The sequence below is a fragment of the Streptomyces flavalbus genome (genome assembly GCF_042674625.1).
In the GTDB taxonomy this organism is placed as follows: domain Bacteria; phylum Actinomycetota; class Actinomycetes; order Streptomycetales; family Streptomycetaceae; genus Streptomyces; species Streptomyces flavalbus.
Genome location: NZ_JBHTEB010000001.1, coordinates 4,823,594 through 4,841,091 on the forward strand (window position 1 = coordinate 4,823,594; position 17,498 = coordinate 4,841,091).

The 17,498-nt window shown below is 72.3% G+C and carries 16 protein-coding genes; 8 read left to right on the top strand and 8 right to left on the bottom strand.

The features are described from left to right. Positions 1–37: 37 nt before the first annotated feature. Positions 38–1,834, top strand: a complete 1,797-nt coding sequence (locus ACFQZ6_RS21875; RefSeq protein WP_381611630.1) for a GMC family oxidoreductase N-terminal domain-containing protein — start codon at positions 38–40, stop codon at positions 1,832–1,834. A 112-nt stretch (positions 1,835–1,946) separates the two neighbouring features. Here the strand turns inward: ACFQZ6_RS21875 and ACFQZ6_RS21880 are convergent, their stop codons facing one another. Together ACFQZ6_RS21880 and ACFQZ6_RS21885 are read right to left on the bottom strand one after the other, a co-directional pair. Then, positions 1,947–3,035: an LAETG motif-containing sortase-dependent surface protein gene (locus ACFQZ6_RS21880; RefSeq protein WP_381611632.1), complete on the bottom strand. Its 1,089-nt coding sequence runs from the start codon at positions 3,033–3,035 to the stop codon at positions 1,947–1,949. Between the two features lie 556 nt (positions 3,036–3,591). Then, complete coding sequence (locus tag ACFQZ6_RS21885; protein WP_381611633.1) at positions 3,592–3,894, bottom strand: chorismate mutase; 303 nt, start codon at positions 3,892–3,894, stop codon at positions 3,592–3,594. Positions 3,895–4,198: 304 nt separating this feature from the next. On the opposite strand from ACFQZ6_RS21885, the gene guaA reads away from it, so the two are divergent. Continuing rightward, the gene (guaA, locus tag ACFQZ6_RS21890) at positions 4,199–5,776 is read left to right on the top strand and encodes a glutamine-hydrolyzing GMP synthase (protein WP_381611635.1); all 1,578 of its coding nucleotides are present in this window, start codon (positions 4,199–4,201) and stop codon (positions 5,774–5,776) included. A gap of 27 nt (positions 5,777–5,803) precedes the next feature. On the opposite strand, the gene ACFQZ6_RS21895 is transcribed toward guaA, so the two are convergent. Next, positions 5,804–6,289: a pyridoxamine 5'-phosphate oxidase family protein gene (locus ACFQZ6_RS21895; RefSeq protein ID WP_381611637.1), complete on the bottom strand. Its 486-nt coding sequence runs from the start codon at positions 6,287–6,289 to the stop codon at positions 5,804–5,806. A 150-nt stretch (positions 6,290–6,439) separates the two neighbouring features. On the opposite strand from ACFQZ6_RS21895, the gene ACFQZ6_RS21900 reads away from it, so the two are divergent. After that, positions 6,440–7,234, top strand: a complete 795-nt coding sequence (locus ACFQZ6_RS21900) for a class II aldolase/adducin family protein (RefSeq protein ID WP_381611639.1) — start codon at positions 6,440–6,442, stop codon at positions 7,232–7,234. A 48-nt stretch (positions 7,235–7,282) separates the two neighbouring features. On the opposite strand, the gene ACFQZ6_RS21905 is transcribed toward ACFQZ6_RS21900, so the two are convergent. Continuing rightward, positions 7,283–8,170: a DUF4429 domain-containing protein gene (locus ACFQZ6_RS21905; RefSeq protein ID WP_381611641.1), complete on the bottom strand. Its 888-nt coding sequence runs from the start codon at positions 8,168–8,170 to the stop codon at positions 7,283–7,285. A gap of 176 nt (positions 8,171–8,346) precedes the next feature. Here ACFQZ6_RS21905 and ACFQZ6_RS21910 point away from each other — a divergent pair, with 176 nt between their 5' ends. Both ACFQZ6_RS21910 and ACFQZ6_RS21915 read left to right on the top strand, forming a co-directional pair. Further along, positions 8,347–9,636, top strand: a complete 1,290-nt coding sequence (locus ACFQZ6_RS21910) for a hypothetical protein (RefSeq protein WP_381611642.1) — start codon at positions 8,347–8,349, stop codon at positions 9,634–9,636. Positions 9,637–9,786: 150 nt separating this feature from the next. Continuing rightward, positions 9,787–10,317: a DoxX family membrane protein gene (locus ACFQZ6_RS21915; protein WP_381611644.1), complete on the top strand. Its 531-nt coding sequence runs from the start codon at positions 9,787–9,789 to the stop codon at positions 10,315–10,317. Positions 10,318–10,322: 5 nt separating this feature from the next. Here ACFQZ6_RS21915 and ACFQZ6_RS21920 read toward each other — a convergent pair whose 3' ends face one another. Both ACFQZ6_RS21920 and ACFQZ6_RS21925 read right to left on the bottom strand, forming a co-directional pair. Then, positions 10,323–10,640 (bottom strand): hypothetical protein, encoded by a 318-nt coding sequence (locus ACFQZ6_RS21920; RefSeq protein ID WP_381611646.1) that lies wholly within the window; start codon positions 10,638–10,640, stop codon positions 10,323–10,325. Next, positions 10,627–12,144, bottom strand: coding sequence for a PspC domain-containing protein (locus ACFQZ6_RS21925; protein WP_381611648.1), 1,518 nt, complete (start codon positions 12,142–12,144; stop codon positions 10,627–10,629). Before ACFQZ6_RS21925 ends, ACFQZ6_RS21920 begins: the two co-directional genes overlap by 14 nt. A gap of 189 nt (positions 12,145–12,333) precedes the next feature. On the opposite strand from ACFQZ6_RS21925, the gene ACFQZ6_RS21930 reads away from it, so the two are divergent. Continuing rightward, positions 12,334–13,626, top strand: coding sequence for an ATP-binding protein (locus ACFQZ6_RS21930; protein ID WP_381611650.1), 1,293 nt, complete (start codon positions 12,334–12,336; stop codon positions 13,624–13,626). Beyond that, positions 13,623–14,369 carry a LuxR C-terminal-related transcriptional regulator gene (locus tag ACFQZ6_RS21935; RefSeq protein WP_381611652.1) on the top strand — a complete coding sequence of 249 codons (747 nt, stop codon included), beginning with the start codon at positions 13,623–13,625 and terminating at the stop codon, positions 14,367–14,369. The genes ACFQZ6_RS21930 and ACFQZ6_RS21935 overlap by 4 nt, the downstream gene beginning before the upstream one ends. Before the next feature lie 42 nt (positions 14,370–14,411). On the opposite strand, the gene ACFQZ6_RS21940 is transcribed toward ACFQZ6_RS21935, so the two are convergent. Next, positions 14,412–15,479, bottom strand: a complete 1,068-nt coding sequence (locus ACFQZ6_RS21940; RefSeq protein ID WP_381611654.1) for a C40 family peptidase — start codon at positions 15,477–15,479, stop codon at positions 14,412–14,414. Positions 15,480–15,893: 414 nt separating this feature from the next. Between ACFQZ6_RS21940 and ACFQZ6_RS21945 the strand changes: the two genes are divergently transcribed. After that, positions 15,894–16,247: a hypothetical protein gene (locus ACFQZ6_RS21945; protein WP_381611655.1), complete on the top strand. Its 354-nt coding sequence runs from the start codon at positions 15,894–15,896 to the stop codon at positions 16,245–16,247. A gap of 52 nt (positions 16,248–16,299) precedes the next feature. Here ACFQZ6_RS21945 and ACFQZ6_RS21950 read toward each other — a convergent pair whose 3' ends face one another. Continuing rightward, the gene (locus ACFQZ6_RS21950; protein ID WP_381611657.1) at positions 16,300–17,496 is read right to left on the bottom strand and encodes a C40 family peptidase; all 1,197 of its coding nucleotides are present in this window, start codon (positions 17,494–17,496) and stop codon (positions 16,300–16,302) included. Positions 17,497–17,498: the final 2 nt, after the last annotated feature.

Consider the following 17,498-nt stretch of genomic DNA (forward strand, 5'->3'; position numbering starts at 1 on the left):
CCGGCCCACTCCAGCACGTACTCAACGAGGAGCGACCGTGCCCCAGGACACCCATGGCTACGACTACGACGTCATCGTCATCGGCTCAGGCTTCGGCGGCTCCGTCACCGCCCTGCGCCTCACGGAGAAGGGGTACGACGTCGGCGTCCTCGAAGCGGGCCGCCGCTTCACCCGCGAGACGCTCCCCAGGAACTCCTGGGACCTGAAGAACTACCTGTGGGCCCCCAAGCTCGGCATGTACGGCCTCCAGCGCATCCACCTGCTCGGGAATGTCATGGTCCTGGCAGGCGCGGGCGTCGGCGGCGGCTCCCTCAACTACGCCAACACCCTCTACGTCCCGCCCAAGCCGTTCTTCGACGACCCCCAGTGGCGGGACATCACCGACTGGCAGGAGGAGCTGAAGCCGTACTACGACCAGGCGCGGCGGATGCTCGGGGTACGGCTCAACCCGACCATGACCCCCTCCGACGTCCATCTGAAGGCGGCGGCCGAGCGGATGGGCGTCGGTGACACCTTCCACCTCGCGCCGGTCGGCGTGTTCTTCGGCGACGGCGAGGACGCCGACGGGAAGGCGAAGGCCAGGCCCGGCGAGAAGGTGCCCGACCCCTACTTCGGCGGCGCCGGGCCCGCGCGCACCGCCTGCAACGAGTGCGGCGAGTGCATGACCGGCTGCCGTCACGGCGCGAAGAACACCCTCACCGAGAACTACCTCCACCTCGCCGAGAAGGCGGGCGCCGTCGTCCACCCGATGACCACGGTCGTCTCCCTCACCGACGACTCCCGCGGCGGCTACGCCGTCACCACCGTGCCGACCGACAACCGCAGGAAGGGCAAGGGGCGGGTCTTCACCGCCCGGCGCGTCGTCCTCGCCGCCGGGACCTACGGCACCCAGACCCTGCTGCACCGGATGAAGGCGGGCGGGCAACTGCCGTACGTATCCGACCGGCTCGGTGAGCTGACCCGCACCAACTCCGAGGCCCTGGTCGGCGCGCAGACCAGCGACCGGCGCTACCGCAAGGCCACCGGCCAGCCCAGGGCCGACTTCACCCGTGGCGTCGCCATCACGTCCTCCATCCACCCGGACGCCAGCACCCACATCGAGCCCGTCCGCTACGGCAAGGGCTCCAACTCGATGGGCGGCCTGTCCATCCTCCAGGTGCCGTACGCCGAGGGCTCGTCCCGGGCGCTGGCCTGGCTGGGCAACGCCGTCCGCCACCCGCTGCTGGTGCTGCGCTCGCTGTCCAACCGCCGCTGGTCGGAGCGGACCATCATCGGCCTGGTCATGCAGTCGCTGGACAACTCCCTGACGACGTACCTCAAGCCGAACGGCGTCGGCAAGGGGCTGCTCACCGCCCGGCAGGGCCACGGCGCCCCCAACCCCAAGCAGATCAAGGCCGCCACCGAGGCGGCGTCCGCGATCGCCGAGGAGATCAACGGCTTCCCGGGCTCCAACGTCGGTGAGCTGATGGGCACCCCGCTCACCGCGCACTTCCTCGGCGGCTGTCCCATCGGGGACTCCCGGGAGACCGGCGTCATCGACCCGTACCACCGGCTGTACGGCCACCCCGGCATCTCCGTCGTCGACGGTGCCGCCGTCTCCGCGAACCTGGGCGTCAACCCGTCCCTCACCATCACCGCGCAGGCCGAGCGCGCGATGTCGTACTGGCCCAACAAGGGCGAGGCCGACCCGCGTCCCGCGCAGGGGGCGGCGTACGAGCGGCTGCAACCGGTCGAGCCGAAGGCACCGGCCGTCCCCGCCGACGCGTTCGGCGCACTGCGACTGCCGCTGCTGCCGGTGCCGGTGGTGCCGCCGAAGGCGGAGAAGGAGAGCTAGGCGGATGTGAGAGGGACCTGCGCCCCCCTCCGAGCGCAGGTCCCTCTGTCTTGCGTGGTGCTTGCGTACCGCTGAGCACCCGTCGGCCGCCGTCAGGCGCCGGTGAGTCTGGTCAGGCGTCGGTTCCCGACTTCCGGCGCCGCACCGCGAACACCGCGCCCGCGCCCGCGACCACGGCGATGCCGCCGACGAGGCCGATCACCGGGAGCGCGGAGCTGGAGCCCGTCTCGGCGAGGCTGCCGGTGGCCGCCACCTGGGCGACCGCGTCGAGGTCGCCCATGCCGCCCTGCGGCTCGGCCTCGTTCGGGTCCCCGGCGTCGGAACCGGCGGCCAGGATGTCGAAGAAGTAGATCCAGCCGTTCGGGTCGTCGGCCAGCCAGCAGCCCTCGTCGTCCGCGTACTGCGCGAAGCCGCCGGTCAGACCGATGGCGTCCGGCACCTTGCCGCTGACGCTGAGCCGGAGCTGGAACGAGGTCGACTGGCCCGCGCCGAGCGAGAAGGCGGGGAACGTCGCGCCCTCACCGGCGGCGTCCGCGAGGGTCTTCCAGGAACCGGTGGACTTGTCCAGGACCTGGACGCGGATCTGACCGGAGTAGTCCTCCTCGTTCCAGCCGACCGCCGCGACACCGATCAGGGGCATGATGTCCTTGATCTCGTCGTCGCCCTTGTTGGAGACGTCGAAGCTGAACGGCGTCCAGCCGCTGCCCGCCACGACCGTCTCCGGGAGCCCGGACAGTCCGCTGCGCAGCTCGGTGCTGAGGCCGATCGAGTCGTCGTCGGGGTCGGCGCAGAAGTCGGGCTTCTCCTCGTCCTGCGACTCCGACGCGCTCGGGCTCGGGCTCGGGGAGGTCGACGTGCTGGCCGACGCGTTCGGGTCGGCGGCCGGGTCCTCGTCGGTGTCGTCCTCCGAGTCCGTGGTGCCCGGGTCCGTGTCCGTGTCGGTCTCGTTCTCCGACTCGCTGGCGTCCTCGGTGTCGTCCGTGGACTCCGACCGGGAGTCGCTCGTGTCCGGGGCGGACTCGGTGTCGGACGGCGACGCGCTGGCGGAGGCGGCGGTGTCCTGCTCCGTGACCGAGGCGGACACCGAGGGCGACGCGGACTCATCGCCGGACGCGGCGAGGGCGGCCGGGGCCGACAGCAGCGCCAGCGGGGCTATCGCGGCCGTGGCGGCTGCCGCTGCGATGGCGCGGCGCAGTTTCATGGAGACCTCTGACCTCTGCGGGGCTGGGCGGGCTGGGCTGGCTCGGCGGGCTGGGCGGGTGTGGCCCTTGGTTCAGCAGGTTTGATCCGCGACCCCGGGCAATGGTTGTCCCGGCTCTCACGGAATTCTCATGTGGCCTGCGTCACATAAATGGTTCCCGCGAGGTGGCCGCCGTGCGGGCACAGCGAAGGGCCCCGCGGCCGCGGGGCCCTTCTCCGTCAGCACCGGCGTCAGGGCCTCGCCGGTGCGCGGGGAGCGGCGCCGGGGGAGTGCGCCGCTGGTCTCGGGTGGGGGTGTTGTGCCGTTCCGGCGGTCGGCCCCGGGCGTCCCCGGAGCCGACCGTTCTCTTGGGTGACCGGGCTGCTGTCCCCTGCCGTCCGGTCACTGTCTGGAGCGAGGTCCCACGACGCACGGCACGATCCGTACGTCTCATCGCTCCAGTGAGCCACGCGTGGTTCTTTCGGGCCCGCCCCTGGCTGGCACGGACACCGGGAACAACGAGGACGGGCGGGACGCGTCACGCTCCGTACGGGTGAGAGATGCCAGCGGACGGGGCTCAGATCCGGCCCCGGCACAGTTCGAGGAGCGTCATCGCCAGCGACGTACCGGGCTTGCCCAGCGCGTCCCGGTAGTGGGCGAGGACCTCCATCTCCCGGGAGAGGTTCACGCGGCGGCCACCGGAGGAGATCCGGGCGTCCTGGATGACGGCGGAGACGGCCATCCGTTCCTGGATCAGCCCGATGATCCGGTCGTCGAGCGCGTCGATGCGCTCCCGCGCGCCGGTGATCACCTCGGCGGCGTCGGCGGTCCGGGCACCGGTCACGGTGAGGGATTCGAGGGAGGTGTCGAGGGCGGCCATGGGGACTCCTTGGGGTGGATCGGGGTCCCGGAGCGGCACGGTCCGTGCAACGCCAGGCGCCCCGGACCTTGTCGGCCCGGGGCGCCTGGGATGTGGCTTGTCAGTTGCTCAAGCAGCACGACCATGGCAGCCGGTGGGCCGGTCGCCATAGGTAAAGACGTAGGTCTGGTGCGTGAGCATGGGGCCAGTATGCCGGGGGTGGCGGGGCGAGCGGACACGGGTTCGCATCCTGAGACGGGGGTCACGCGTGGGCGCCCCGTAGAATCGGTGGCACCACCCCTTTCCAGCCGCCGGAAGGCAACCCGTGTCACCAGCGACCCCAGCCGCCGCCCCCGACACCGTCCTGGTCGTCGACTTCGGCGCGCAGTACGCCCAGCTCATCGCCCGACGCGTCCGCGAGGCGCGGGTCTACAGCGAGATCGTGCCGAGCACCATGCCGGTGGCGGAGATGCTCGCCAAGAACCCGGCGGCGATCATCCTCTCCGGCGGCCCCTCGTCGGTGTACGCGGAGGGCGCGCCGCGCCTGGAGCGCGAGATCTTCGAGTCCGGCGTCCCCGTCTTCGGCATGTGCTACGGCTTCCAGCTCATGGCGCAGGCCCTCGGCGGCACCGTCGACAACACCGGCGCCCGTGAGTACGGCCGTACGCCGCTGCACGTCTCCAAGGCGTCCTCCACCCTCTTCGAGGGCACCCCGGACGAGCAGTCCGTGTGGATGTCCCACGGCGACGCCTGCTCCGCCGCCCCCGAGGGCTTCACCGTGACCGCGTCCACGGACGTCGTCCCGGTCGCCGCCTTCGAGAACGACGAGAAGAGGCTGTACGGCGTCCAGTACCACCCCGAGGTCATGCACTCCACGCACGGCCAGCAGGTCCTTGAGCACTTCCTGTACCGCGGCGCGGGGCTGAAGCCGGACTGGACCACCGGCAACGTCATCGAGGAGCAGGTCGAGGCGATCCGCGCCCAGGTCGGCGACAAGCGCGCGATCTGCGGGCTGTCCGGCGGCGTGGACTCCGCGGTCGCCGCCGCCCTCGTCCAGAAGGCCATCGGCTCCCAGCTCACCTGCGTGTACGTCGACCACGGCCTGATGCGCAAGGGCGAGACCGAGCAGGTCGAGAAGGACTTCGTGGCCGCGACCGGCGTACAGCTCAAGGTCGTGGACGCCTCCGAGCGGTTCCTGAAGGCGCTGGCCGGGGTCTCCGACCCCGAGGAGAAGCGGAAGATCATCGGCCGGGAGTTCATCCGCGTCTTCGAGCAGGCGCAGGCCGAGATCATCGCCGACGAGGGCCCGGCGGTGGAGTTCCTGGTGCAGGGCACCCTCTACCCGGACGTCGTGGAGTCCGGCGGCGGCACCGGCACCGCCAACATCAAGTCCCACCACAACGTCGGCGGGCTCCCGGAGGACCTGGAGTTCCGGCTGATCGAACCGCTGCGCAAGCTGTTCAAGGACGAGGTCCGCATGGTCGGCCAGGAGCTGGGCCTGCCGGAGGAGATCGTCCAGCGCCAGCCGTTCCCGGGGCCGGGCCTCGGCATCCGGATCGTCGGTGAGGTCACCAAGGAGCGGCTCGACCTGCTCCGCGAGGCCGACGCCATCGCCCGCGAGGAGCTGACCGCGGCCGGGCTCGACCGCGACATCTGGCAGTGCCCGGTGGTGCTGCTCGCGGACGTGCGCTCGGTCGGCGTCCAGGGCGACGGCCGCACCTACGGCCACCCGATCGTGCTGCGCCCGGTCTCCTCCGAGGACGCCATGACCGCCGACTGGTCGCGGCTGCCGTACGACGTCCTCGCGAAGATCTCCACCCGGATCACCAACGAGGTGGCGGACGTCAACCGCGTGGTGCTGGACGTGACGAGCAAGCCGCCGGGGACGATCGAGTGGGAGTGATCCCCTTCCAGGGGCCTGTGCGGGGGCTCAGGTGCGCTTGACGGTGCGCAGGGCGTGGCGCGGCCGCCAGACCTGGACGACCAGGTAGGTGTCGTCCTCGACGGAGGTCCGTACGACCTCCGTCAGCTCGGCGCGGAAGAGGTGGAACGGCTCCGGCGGTTCCACCTCTTCGCTGTACCTGGCCTTCTCCGCCGGGTCCCGCACCTCCACCGCCCGCCCGGCGATCCGTACGTCACCGCCGCCCATGCCGGTGCCGTCGCCCGGGTTGGCCTGGAGCGCGAAGCGTGGGTCGCGGCGCAGGTCGAGGGCCTTGAGCGAGTTCGGCATCATGCCGAGCCACAGCTCTCCGCCCAGGAAGCGGGCCTCCAGGCCGCTGGTGCGGGGGGAGCCGTCCTTGCGCAGGGTGGCCAGGACGTGGTGCGTGAACGCCCCGAAGCGCTCCTCGACCGTCTTCGCCAGTTCGGGTTCGGCCGCGGTGAACGCGGCCCAGTTCGTCGCCGTGACAGGTGCCATGACGGCAGTGTCGCGCCGATACCCGACATCCTCTGTCAGGTATCGGGTACCCGAGTCGCGGGCGTGTGCCGATTGCCCGCGTGGCCCTGTCATCCTGGGCTGACCGGGGGTAGCTTCCCGCCCGTGACGGAACCCAGCGCCGGAGGACCCATGCTCGGGCCAAACCCCCCTCAACCCCTGCCCACCGACCGGCTGCGGTTCGCCATGCCGCCGAGGCACGACTCCGTCGAGGACGAGCGCCGCCACCGCAAGGAACGCCTCGCGGGCGCGCTGCGGATCTTCGGGCGGTTCGGCTTTGAGGACGGGGTGTCCGGGCACATCACGGCCCGTGACCCGGAGTTCTCCGACTGCTTCTGGGTCAACCCCTTCGGGCTGCCGTTCGGCCACGTCACCGTGAGCGACCTGGTGCTGGCCAACCAGGACGGTCAGGTCATCGACGGCAACTACCACGTCAACCAGGCCGCGTTCACCGTGCACGCGCAGGTGCACGCCGCCCGCCCCGACGTCGTCGCCGTCGCGCACTGCCACTCGGTGCACGGCCGCGCCCTGTCCGCGCTCGGTGAGCTGCTCGACCCGATCACCCAGGAGAGCTGCGCCTTCTACGAGGACCACGCCCTGTACGACTCCTACAGCGGCGTCACCGTCGACGCCGGGGAGGGCCGCCGGATCGCCGCCGCGCTCGGCTCGGGCAAGGCGCTGGTGCTGCGCAACCACGGGCTGCTGACGGTCGGCGGCTCGGTGGACGCGGCGGCCTGGTGGTTCCTGTCCATGGAACGCTCCTGCCAGGTCCAGCTCACCGCGCGTGCCGCGGGCCGCCCCGTCCTCATCGACCACAAGCAGGCCGTCGCCACCCGGGAACAGCTCGGCGGCGACCTCGTGGCGTGGATCAACTACCAGCCGCTGTGGCAGGACATCAGCCGCAGCGAACCGGACCTGCTGAGCTGAGCGCGCGCCCCCTTGGGGCGGGGCGGGGTGGGGTGGGGCGGGGGTGTTTCAGAAGTCCCGCAGGACCACCGCCTTCGTCCGGGCGAACTCCTCGTCCGTGAGCACCCCGTCCCGGTGCAGCTCGCCCAGCTCCCGCAGTCGGCGCAGCAGGACGTCATGGTGGTCGGCGGCCGACGGCGGCCCGGCCACCGGCTGGTGCGGGAGCCGGGCCAGCGGCGCCCCCGTGCGGGTGGACGGGTGCGGCAGCCGGGCGGTGACCGCCGTGGCGACCAGCGCGGTGAGCAGGTCACGCCGGGCACTGCCCCACAGGTCGAGGGCGTACGGGTCCTTCTCGGGCGGCAGCTTGGAGTACGCCGTCTCCCGGGTCACGAACCGCAGGAAGCCGTTCTCGTAGCCGGTGTTGGGCAGCCATTCCACCTGCACCAGCTCACCGAGGCCGAGGATGCGCGGGCCGGTCGCGCGCTTGACCCGGTCGGAGGTGTCGCTCCAGTCGATCCGCACCTGCACGCCGTCGAAGGACACCGTCCCGTCCGACGACCGCACCGACACCGGCACCGGCGGACCCGGCAGCAGGAACGTCTTCGTCGGGTCCCTGGGCACCTGGTCGAGGAGGAGCGCCTGGCGTATCTCCTCGGCGAGGTACTCGGCGACCCCGGAGCGGTCCACGTTCACCACCAGCCGGTAGGGGTCGGCGGGGTCGGGCAGTCTGCCCCCGGTGGCGTGCAGCAGGGGGTCGGCGCCCTCCCGCAGCCGCAGGCGGAGCCGTCCGCGTTTGCGCTCCGGTTCGAAGACGACGCCGGAGACGGCTTCCAGCGGCACCGCGATCTCCCCGTACGTCTGCCGGAACAACGGCACGGAGCGGTGAAGTCCCGGCGTGATCCTGATCGTTGTGCCGTCGAAGGCCCAGGTCCCGTCACGCTGGATGATCTCGGCCATAGAAGGATTCTCGCAGCCGGGTCAACACGGTGACCGCCCCATCACCCTCATGAGGCCATGGCGACCCCCCACCTGCCGGGCGTGCCGCACGTGGCGTAGGGCACAATTCGCTGTCGTCGCATGGGAGTTATGGGAGTTGCGGCGGGGTTCGACCGGTCGGAAGGCGGTTGCGGGGCGTGGCGGTGCAGGAGGCGAGTAGGGGCGGTGAGCCGGATGCGCGCGGGGCCGCCCATGGCGGCGGCTGTACGTGCGGGGACTGTCCGCACGGGGCCCGGGAGGGGCACCGGCGAGCGGTCGCCGCGTTCCTGCGGCGGCGGGACGAGTTCGCGGCCGGGCACGGGCTGCCCGCCGCGGTGGCGCACTCGGCCGCGGCCTCCCGCCAGTGGGTCTCCGACGAACTGACCCAGTCCGCCCAGCTCGTCGCCGAACGCGGCCGGGCCGAGGGCGACGCCTGGCTGGCCGGGCTGTGGCGCCGCACGGCCGTCACGGTGTGGGCGGGCGTGGTGCTCCTGCTGCTGGTGCAGGCGCTCACCGCGATCGGCACGGGCTGGACGGCCGCCCGCACCGCCGGACTGGCAGCCGCGCTGCTGCTGGCCGCCGCCCTGACCGCGGCCTCCTGGTACCACCGGGCGCGCGGCGGCGCGCTGGCGCCCGTGATCGGTGAGGACAACCGGCTCTCCACCTCCCGCGCGGTGGCCGCGGTGTGGGTGCTCTTCGTGGCGTACGCCGTCCTGGTGCTGGTGGGACGGCTCGCCGCGGCCTCCAGCGCCGCCGAGCGCGACGCCCTGATCGACGGCCTCGAACTCGCCCGTGGCGCGGGCATGGTGACCGTGCTCGCCGTGGTCTGCGCGATCGCCGTCGTGGTGCGCCGGGTCGTCGGCGTACGGGTGCTCGGGCAGCGGCTCCAGAAGGTGCGGGCCCACCGGCCCCGCGCCGCCGACCTGCTCACCGACGACTCCGGCCGGGGCACCTTCGGCGACATCCAGTACGTCGTCATCAGTGCCGTCGCCCTGCTGTTCGCCGCGGTGCGGCTGGCCCGCCGCCCCGACCAGCTCCCCGACCTGCCCTGGGGGCTCGCCGTGGTGGTGCTGGTGTCCGCGGCGACCTACTTCGCCGGGAAGTACGCCGACGGCGGGCGGCCCGTGATCCTCTCCGTGGTGCGGGCCCGGGAGGCGGGCGACCTGGACGCGCCGATCCGCACCGGCGAGGACATCGAGATCCGCGGCGCCGGTTTCGTACCGCCCGGCGCCGGGACCGCGGACCGGCTGTCCCGGATGGTCGTCCGCGTGGGTGCTGTCCATGTGCATGTCCCCCTGGTCCCCGTCTCCGGCGGCTTCAGCAACCCCACCGACGGCCTGCTCACCGTCCCGGTACCGGTCGATGTCGAACCGGGGAAGGTGGAGGTCCGTGTGGTGACGGCGGCTGGCGTGGAGACAGGTGCTTATGTGATCGATGTGACAGAGTGAGCAGGGTGCGTGAGCCGGGTGTGTGTGGCCCTCGGCAATTCGGTTGACGACGGCTGAGCGGTCTTCCCCCGCCGTGCGTATGGTCGTGCGTACGGTCCTTCGGCCGTGCGCAGGGACTTGAAGGGCTTTGGTGGAGAGGCGGCGGCAGCGATGACACACGGGTTCCCCACGGATACGCGCACCCCCCGTCTCGACGGTGACGGCAACTGGCGGGACACCGCCACCCGCTACGCCCTCCTTCCGCTCCGGATCTTCCTCGGGGTCACCTTCGTCTACGCCGGTCTGGACAAGCTCACCGACAGCGCCTTCATGCGGGACGCCGGGGCCGGGTCGATCGGTGACCTGATGCGCGGCGTCCGCGACTCGTCCGCCATCCCGGCCCTGGTCGACCTCGCCCTGAAGAACCCCGTCGGCTTCGGCTACGCCATCGCCTTCGGTGAACTCGCCGTCGGCATCGGCACCCTCCTCGGTCTCCTCGCCCGCCTCGCCGCGCTCGGCGGGGCGCTGATCTCCCTCAGCCTGTGGCTCACCGTGAGCTGGGCCTCCGACCCCTACTACTACGGCAACGACCTCGCCTATCTGATGGCCTGGCTGCCCCTCGTCCTCGCCGGGGCCCCGCTGCTGTCGCTGGACGCCGTCTGGCGTGCCCGGCGTCAGCGACGGACGGGGACGTACGGCTGACGCGGTCAGACGTGGGGGCGTGGCTCAGGGTCGGAGGGTGCGGTGGAGCCGGAGCCGGAGCCGGAGCCGGAGCCGGAGCCGGTGTCGGAGCCGGTGTCGGAGCCGGTGCCGGTGTCGGGTCGGCTTGAGCGGCGGTGGCGGCGTATGCCGTGGCCCACGAGTCCCGCCACGGCTGCCAGGCAGAGGCCGCCCGCGACGACCGGGATCACCACGAACCACGGTGTCTCCCAGGCGCCGCCCGCGTCACCGGCGTAGATGACGCCCGCGACGCTGACGAAGAACCCCGCGACCAGCCGACCGGGCTGGAACTCATGACGCAGCACGGCTCACCTCCACCTGTCCCACGCCGACCTCGAGATCGAGGTCGAGCGTGCCGCCCTCACCCCCGGCCCCCTTGGCGGGGCTCAGGGTCCTCACCTCGTACCGGCCCGGCTGCACGTCGACGTCCTGCCGCTTCTCGCCGGGCAACTGGATGTCGCCCACGCCGACCTCGATGCTCACCTTCACGGTCACGTCCGGCGGCACGATCACCCGGAGCTGGCCCAGGCCCACCTCCGCGCCGGTGGTCAGCGTCTGGTTCCCGGCGAGGTCCAGCTCGGACAGGTCCAGCGTGCCGACGCCGGTGCCCAGTTCGTACTTCGGTCTGACCTGGGACACCGCGGTGGGCTCCCAGGTCGTGCGTATCCAGTGCGTGGTGATGTCCTTCGGCAGGGCGGCGGCGACGGCGAGCAGGCCCGCCGTGATGAGCACCAGGAAGATCGAACCGGCGCCGGTGCGGCCCAGGAAGGAGCTGACCGCGATGCCCAGGCCGAGCACGATGAGCATTCCCGCCAGCCCGATCTGGAGACTCGTGCCGAGCGGCTGCTCCTCCCAGCTCAGCCCGGTGCCGAGGCCGCCCGCGACCAGGGCGAGCAGGACGATCCAGCCGCCCGTCCAGCGGGGGCCGCGCGGCTTCGGCGGCTGCGCGTGCCAGCGGGCCATGGTCTCCTGGACGGCACTGCCCCGGCCGATGTTGACGGCCGCCGCGATGTCCCGGTCCCGGGAGTCCGACGGACCCCACAGATAGCCGGTGCCGCCGACGTGGGTGCCGTCCTTGACGATCGGGTCACGCCACCAGGACGGATAGGCCGCCGGGACGGGTGGCGCCTGGGCCTCGGGTGGGGCGTCGGCGGCGGCCTGCGCGGCCAGCGGGTCGGGATCGGGGGCGTCACGGTGCTGCGACCAGTACCCGGCGCCCGCCAGCAGTATGGAGAGGACGACGGCGAAGGTCAGCACGCCGCCGTTGCGCAGCATCGACAGGAACACCCCGCAGCCGACCAGCGCGAACAGCACCGCCGCGAGCGCCTGGCCGTCCACCCGGCCGGTCAGGAGCTTGCGCACCTCGTTCTCCTCCTCGTCCTCGTAGGGGACGAAGAGCCAGGCGAAGCCGTAGAAGATGAGGCCGATGCCGCCGGTCGCGGAGAGCACGGCGAGCGTGATCCGGAAGATCACCGGATCCATGTGGCAGCGCCGCCCGAGACCCGAGCAGACCCCGGCCAGCATCTTGTGCCGCCGCTCACGGCGGAACTTGCGGAACGTCTCGACCATGTCCGCCTCGGCGGACGGCTCGCCTGGGCCCGACGGGGCACCGGGGCCGGGTGGGCCGCCGGGGCCGGGTGGGCCGCCCGGGCCGGGTGGGCCCGGTGGTGTCGCTTCCGTACTCGCGCGTCCGTGCGCGCCCGCGCCTGGGTGCGCGCGCGGTTCCTCACCCGCGGCGCCCGCGGCTGCCGCGTCGGACGGAGGCCCCGCCTCGGGCACGGCGTCCGCGGCGTGCTGGTGATCAGTCATGAGTCCATGGTGACGGGCGAGCCGCCGCCGCGGCAGTCGGCATGACCCTGGCCGAACCCTGAAATCACCCCTGAGCCGCCGCGGGGGAAGCGTTCGAGGCCAGGCGGTGCCCGCACCCCGTGAAGATCAGGGGAGTCTCGGGGGCCGACCCTGATGCCCGGGACCGGCCGTCGTGTGACCATCAATGACATGCCGGAAGCCGCAGCAGCGCAAGTCCTGTCACCGCGGCCACCGCGCAAGCTCTACCGCAGCAGCGACGGACGCTGGCTCGGTGGCGTGGCGCGGGGGCTCGCCGGGCATCTCGGGCTGCCCGTGGTCTGGGTGCGCCTGGTCTTCGTCGGCCTGTTCATGGCAGACGGCCTCGGCGCGCTGCTGTACGCCGCGTTCTGGTTCTTCGTCCCGCTCGGCGTGGGCGGCGTCGACGCCCAGCGTCCCCCGTCCCTCGTGCACACGGAGACCTCACCCGACGGCCGCCGCAGACTCGTCACCCGCAAACCGGACAAGGGCCAGTTGGTCGCCCTGCTCCTCATGGTCGTCGTGGCCATGATCTTCGTGGGCAACGTGAATCTCGGCAGCGGGGCGCAGGCGTACCTCTGGCCCACCGTCCTGGTCGGCGCGGGCGTCGCCCTGGTCTGGCGGCAGGCGGACAACGCCCGCCGGGCCCGCTGGGTCGAGGTCGGCCGCCGCAGGCGCACGCTGAACCTGCTGCGCACGGTCGCCGGTGTCCTCCTGGTCACCGCGGGCGTCACCGGCATCTTCGTCCTGAAGGGCTCCGCCGCGCACCTCGGCTCCGTCCTCCAGGCCGCCCTCGCCGTCCTCGTCGGGATCACCCTGCTCGCCGGTCCCTATCTGGTCCGCATGACGCAGGACCTCTCCGAGGAGCGGCTGATGCGCATCCGCGCCCAGGAGCGCGCCGAGGTCGCCGCCCACGTCCACGACTCGGTGCTGCACACCCTCACGTTGATACAGCGCAACGCCGACAACCCCGGCGAGGTGCGCCGCCTCGCCCGCGCCCAGGAGCGCGACCTGCGCACCTGGCTGTACAGACCCGAGGGCACCGGCAAGGAGGAGGCCGACGAGCCGACCACCCTCGCCGAGGCCGTGCGGCGCAACGCGGCCGAGGTTGAGGACAAGCACGGCGTCCCGCTGGAGGTCGTCGTCGTGGGCGACTGCCCCCTCGACGAGAAGACCGCCGCCCAGATGCAGGCCGCGCGCGAAGCGATGGTGAACGCCGCCAAGTACGGTGGCGAGGGCGGCGCCGTCCAGGTCTACGCCGAAGTCGAGGGCAAGACGGTCTTCGTGTCCGTCCGCGACCGCGGCCCCGGCTTCGACCTCGACTCGATACCCGCCGACCGTATGGGCGTTAGAGAATCGATCATCGGCCGCATGGAGCGCAACGGCGGCACAGCGCGGCTGCGCGCGGTGCCGGACGGCGGCACGGAGGTCGAGCTGGAGATGGAGAGGGCGGAGAAGACGTCATGAGCGACCCTTCCGAGACGAACGGCACGGCGGGAGCGGCACAGGCGGCCGAGTCCACGCCACCCGCGGGCGGCGGTGCGCCCGGACGCCGGGTGCGGGTGGTCCTCGTCGACGACCACCGCATGTTCCGCACCGGCGTCCAGGCCGAGATCGGCCAGACCGAGCAGACTGGCGTCGAGGTGGTCGGTGAGGCCGCCGACGTCGACCAGGCGGTCACGGTGATCACGGCGACCCGGCCCGAGGTCGTCCTCCTCGACGTGCACCTCCCGGGTGGCGGCGGGGTGGAAGTGCTGCGCCGGTGCGCCGCGTTGATGGCGGACACCGAGCGGCCCGTCCGCTTCCTCGCGCTGTCCGTCTCGGACGCCGCGGAGGACGTGATCGGGGTGATCCGGGGCGGCGCCCGCGGCTATGTCACCAAGACGATCACCGGCACCGACCTGGTCGACTCCGTCTTCCGGGTCCAGGAGGGCGACGCGGTCTTCTCGCCGCGGCTCGCCGGGTTCGTCCTCGACGCCTTCGCCTCCACCGACGCCCCGCCGGTCGACGAGGACCTCGACCGGCTCACCCAGCGCGAGCGCGAGGTGCTGCGGCTCATCGCCCGCGGCTACGCCTACAAGGAGATCGCCAAGCAGCTCTACATCTCCGTGAAGACGGTCGAGTCCCATGTCTCGGCGGTACTGCGGAAGCTCCAGCTCTCCAACCGGCACGAGCTGACCCGATGGGCCACGGCACGCCGCCTGGTGTGAGACCCGCCTCGCGCCCCACCGACGCCCACGCACGCCCAGCGCTCACACCACCCGTGTCGCCCCCGCGAACGGCATCTCGCTGATCGGGGCCAGGCGTACCGGGGAGGAGGGGTTCGGGGCGTGGATCATCTGGCCGTCGCCGACGTAGAGGCCGACGTGGCTGATGCCGGAGTAGAAGAAGACCAGGTCGCCGGGGAGCAGCTCGGAGCGGGAGACGCGGCGTCCGGCGCCGATCTGGGCGTAGGTGGTGCGGGGCAGGGAGACCCCGGCGGCACGGTAGGCGGCCTGGGTGAGGCCGGAGCAGTCGAAGGCGTCGGGGCCGGTGGCGCCCCAGACGTAGGGGCTGCCGAGGGCCTGGTATGCGTAGGAGACGGCCGTCGCGGCGCGGGAGTTGGCGGCGGCGGTGGTGGTGGTGTTCGGGGAGGGGAGGCTGGCGCGGGGGCCGGTCGAGGCGCGGGAGGCGCGGTCGGGGGCGGTGCGGGAGGTGACGCGGGCGCGTTGGTCGGCCGACAGCCGGTCCAGGAGCCGCTCGGCGGCGTCCAGTTTGCCGGTGATGGTCCGCCGGTGGCGCTTCAGCTCCGTCTGGCGTGACCTCAGGGAGGCCAGTTCGACGCGGGCGGCGCCGCGCAGCCGCTCGATCTCCCGCAGGTGCCTGTGGACGCGGGTGACGGTGGCCGCCCGCTGGTGACCGGCGCGCTCGGTGAACGCGGCGCCGTCGAGGTAGTCGTCGGGGTCGGCGGAGAGGGCGAGCTGGAGCGCGGGGTCGAGCCCGCCGCCCCGGTACTGTGCCGCGGCGGCCGAACCGAGCGCCTCGCGCGCCGAGTTGAGCCGGTCCGTCCTGCGGGCCGCCTCGTCGCGCAGTTCCGCCAGCCGGTCCGCGGCGGCGTCGGCCTTCTCCCTGGCGCCGTTGTACCGGTCGGTGGCGGCCTCCGCCTCCTGGTACAGCTTGGCGACCTTGGCCCTGACCTGCGCCGGGGTGAGGTCCGGGGCGGCCTGCCCGGTGCCGTCGAAGGCGGTGGCGGTGGCCGCGCCCGCGAGGGCGAGGGTGGCGGCGGTCCGGACCGTGGTGCCGCCTGCCGGACGGTGTGGGGGCTTGCGGTGCGCTGCCACCTGGGCTGCACATCCTTTCCTACGGGCCGCGAGGAGCGGGGGGACGCGTCCGGCGGCGGCCCGCACAGGGGGAGTGGGCCGCCGCCGGACCTTCTCGGCGGGGGTGACCGCCCCGCCCCTGGCCTGGGCGGGTTGGGAGCCGGTCACCTGGGGGAGGACGCTAATCCCGGGTGTGTCCGCACGGTGACTCGTTGTCCGGAAGTGACTCCAGCGGACCGCGGGGCGACCGGAGATGACCGGGGTTCCCGAGGCGGGCCGTCGACTTCACGCGGTGCGCTGACCGATGTGGGGAACCGGGCGCCGACACGGCGGCACGGCTGCTATGGGCGCATATATGCGACGGGCGCCGGGGGAGGCCCGTAGGGGGTGGGCCGGTGTCGGGGGGCGGCCGGTGCGTTATTAGGCTCCGGCTCCATGGACGTACTCATCCACCTCTTCGTCGGTCTGCACGTCATCGGCATCGCCGCGCTGCTCGGCGGCTTCCTCACCCAGATGAAGGCGATGGGCCAGGGCACCGCCCGCTTCGTCCCCGCGATGCTGCACGGGGCCCTGACGATGCTGGTCACCGGCGTGGTCCTGGTCGGCCTGAACCAGGCCGACGACCGGACCCTCGACAACATCAAGATCGGCGTGAAGCTGGCCCTGCTGATCGTGATCCTCGGGCTCGTCTATGTGAAGCGGGACGACGAGAGGGTGGACAAGGGCGTGTTCGGCCTGGTGGGCCTGCTGACCACGGCGAACATCTTCATCGCGGTGCTGTGGACCTGACGGACCCGGCGGACCCGGCGGACCCGACGGACCAGGCGGACCCGGCGGAGACCTAGGCGGGCCGCACCACGCTGTGGATCGAGGACTCGCCGTCGTAGTAGATCGACTCCTCGCGGACGTAGGCGCCCGGCTTCGGGGCGTGGATCATCATGCCGTTGCCGATGTAGATGCCGACGTGGGTGACATCGTCGTAGAAGAAGACCAGGTCACCGGGCTGGGCGCTGGACAGGGAGACCGTGGTGCCCGCGTTGACCTGGTCGTAGGTGGTGCGCGGCAGGGAGATCCCGGCGGCGTTCCAGGCGGCCTGGGTCAGTCCGGAGCAGTCGTAGGAGTCGGGGCCGGTGGCGCCCCAGACGTACGGCTTGCCGATCTGGGCGCGGGCGAAGGCGAGCGCCTTCTCGGCCTTGGTGGCGTACGAGGAGTCGACGGAGGTGTCCGTCGAGGTGCCGGTGGAGGTGTCGGCGGAGCCCGTGGAGCCTGAGGTGCCGCTCTCCTGCTCCTGCTCCTGCGCCGCCGCGGCCTCCTCCTCCTGGCGCTGCTGCTCCTCGGCCTGCTGGCGGGCCAGCTCGGCCGCCTTGCGCGCGGCCTCCTCCTGCTTCTTCTTCTCGATCGCCGCGAGCCGCGCCTTCTCCTCGGCGGTCAGCTCCGACAGCAGGTCGCGCGCGTCGGCGAGCTTCTTCTGCACGGTGGACTTGGCCGTCCGGAGGTCGCTCTGCGACTCGGTGAGCGTCTGGAGGCTCTCGGTGGCCTCCTGGCGCTTCTTCATCGTCGCCGTCTGCTCGGCGAAGTAGTCGTCGACCGCCGACTTCTGGGTGCTGGTGAGCCGCCCCATGAGCTGGGTCTGGTCGAAGTAGTCCTGCGGTGAGTCCGCGAGCAGGAAGGTGGCGGTGTCCGGGGCGGCGGCGCCGGTGCGGTACTGGGCGGCGGCGTAGGAGCCGAGTTCCTCGCGCGCGTCGTTGAGCTTCTGGGTGCGCTGGGCGACGTCGTCGAGGAGGGTGTCGACCTGCTTGCGCTGCTTCGCGGTCTTCTCCTTGGCCGCGTTGTACTTCTCGGTCGCGGACTCGGCCTGGCGGTAGAGGTCGTCGACCTTCTTCTCGACCTCCTCCAGGCTCGGGCGGTCGTCCGAGGGGGCCGCGTTGGCCGTCTGGGAGAGCAGGGCCACGGAGGTGAGGGCGGCGGTGGCCAGGGCGGGGGTGCGGATACCGGCCACGCGGCTGCCCGCGGCACGTGACTTGCGGTGCGACGCCAAGG

What these genes read in the sequence shown, in the direction of transcription:
- ACFQZ6_RS21905 (WP_381611641.1), bottom strand. Translation starts at nt 8,170, where the DNA reads ATGGCCGAGATCATCCAGCGTGACGGGACCTGGGCCTTCGACGGCACA.
- ACFQZ6_RS21915 (WP_381611644.1), top strand. Translation starts at nt 9,787, where the DNA reads ATGACACACGGGTTCCCCACGGATACGCGCACCCCCCGTCTCGACGGT.
- ACFQZ6_RS21885 (WP_381611633.1), bottom strand. Translation starts at nt 3,894, where the DNA reads ATGGCCGCCCTCGACACCTCCCTCGAATCCCTCACCGTGACCGGTGCC.
- ACFQZ6_RS21935 (WP_381611652.1), top strand. Translation starts at nt 13,623, where the DNA reads ATGAGCGACCCTTCCGAGACGAACGGCACGGCGGGAGCGGCACAGGCG.
- ACFQZ6_RS21930 (WP_381611650.1), top strand. Translation starts at nt 12,334, where the DNA reads ATGCCGGAAGCCGCAGCAGCGCAAGTCCTGTCACCGCGGCCACCGCGC.
- ACFQZ6_RS21880 (WP_381611632.1), bottom strand. Translation starts at nt 3,035, where the DNA reads ATGAAACTGCGCCGCGCCATCGCAGCGGCAGCCGCCACGGCCGCGATA.
- ACFQZ6_RS21900 (WP_381611639.1), top strand. Translation starts at nt 6,440, where the DNA reads ATGCTCGGGCCAAACCCCCCTCAACCCCTGCCCACCGACCGGCTGCGG.
- ACFQZ6_RS21925 (WP_381611648.1), bottom strand. Translation starts at nt 12,144, where the DNA reads ATGACTGATCACCAGCACGCCGCGGACGCCGTGCCCGAGGCGGGGCCT.
- ACFQZ6_RS21945 (WP_381611655.1), top strand. Translation starts at nt 15,894, where the DNA reads ATGGACGTACTCATCCACCTCTTCGTCGGTCTGCACGTCATCGGCATC.
- ACFQZ6_RS21895 (WP_381611637.1), bottom strand. Translation starts at nt 6,289, where the DNA reads ATGGCACCTGTCACGGCGACGAACTGGGCCGCGTTCACCGCGGCCGAA.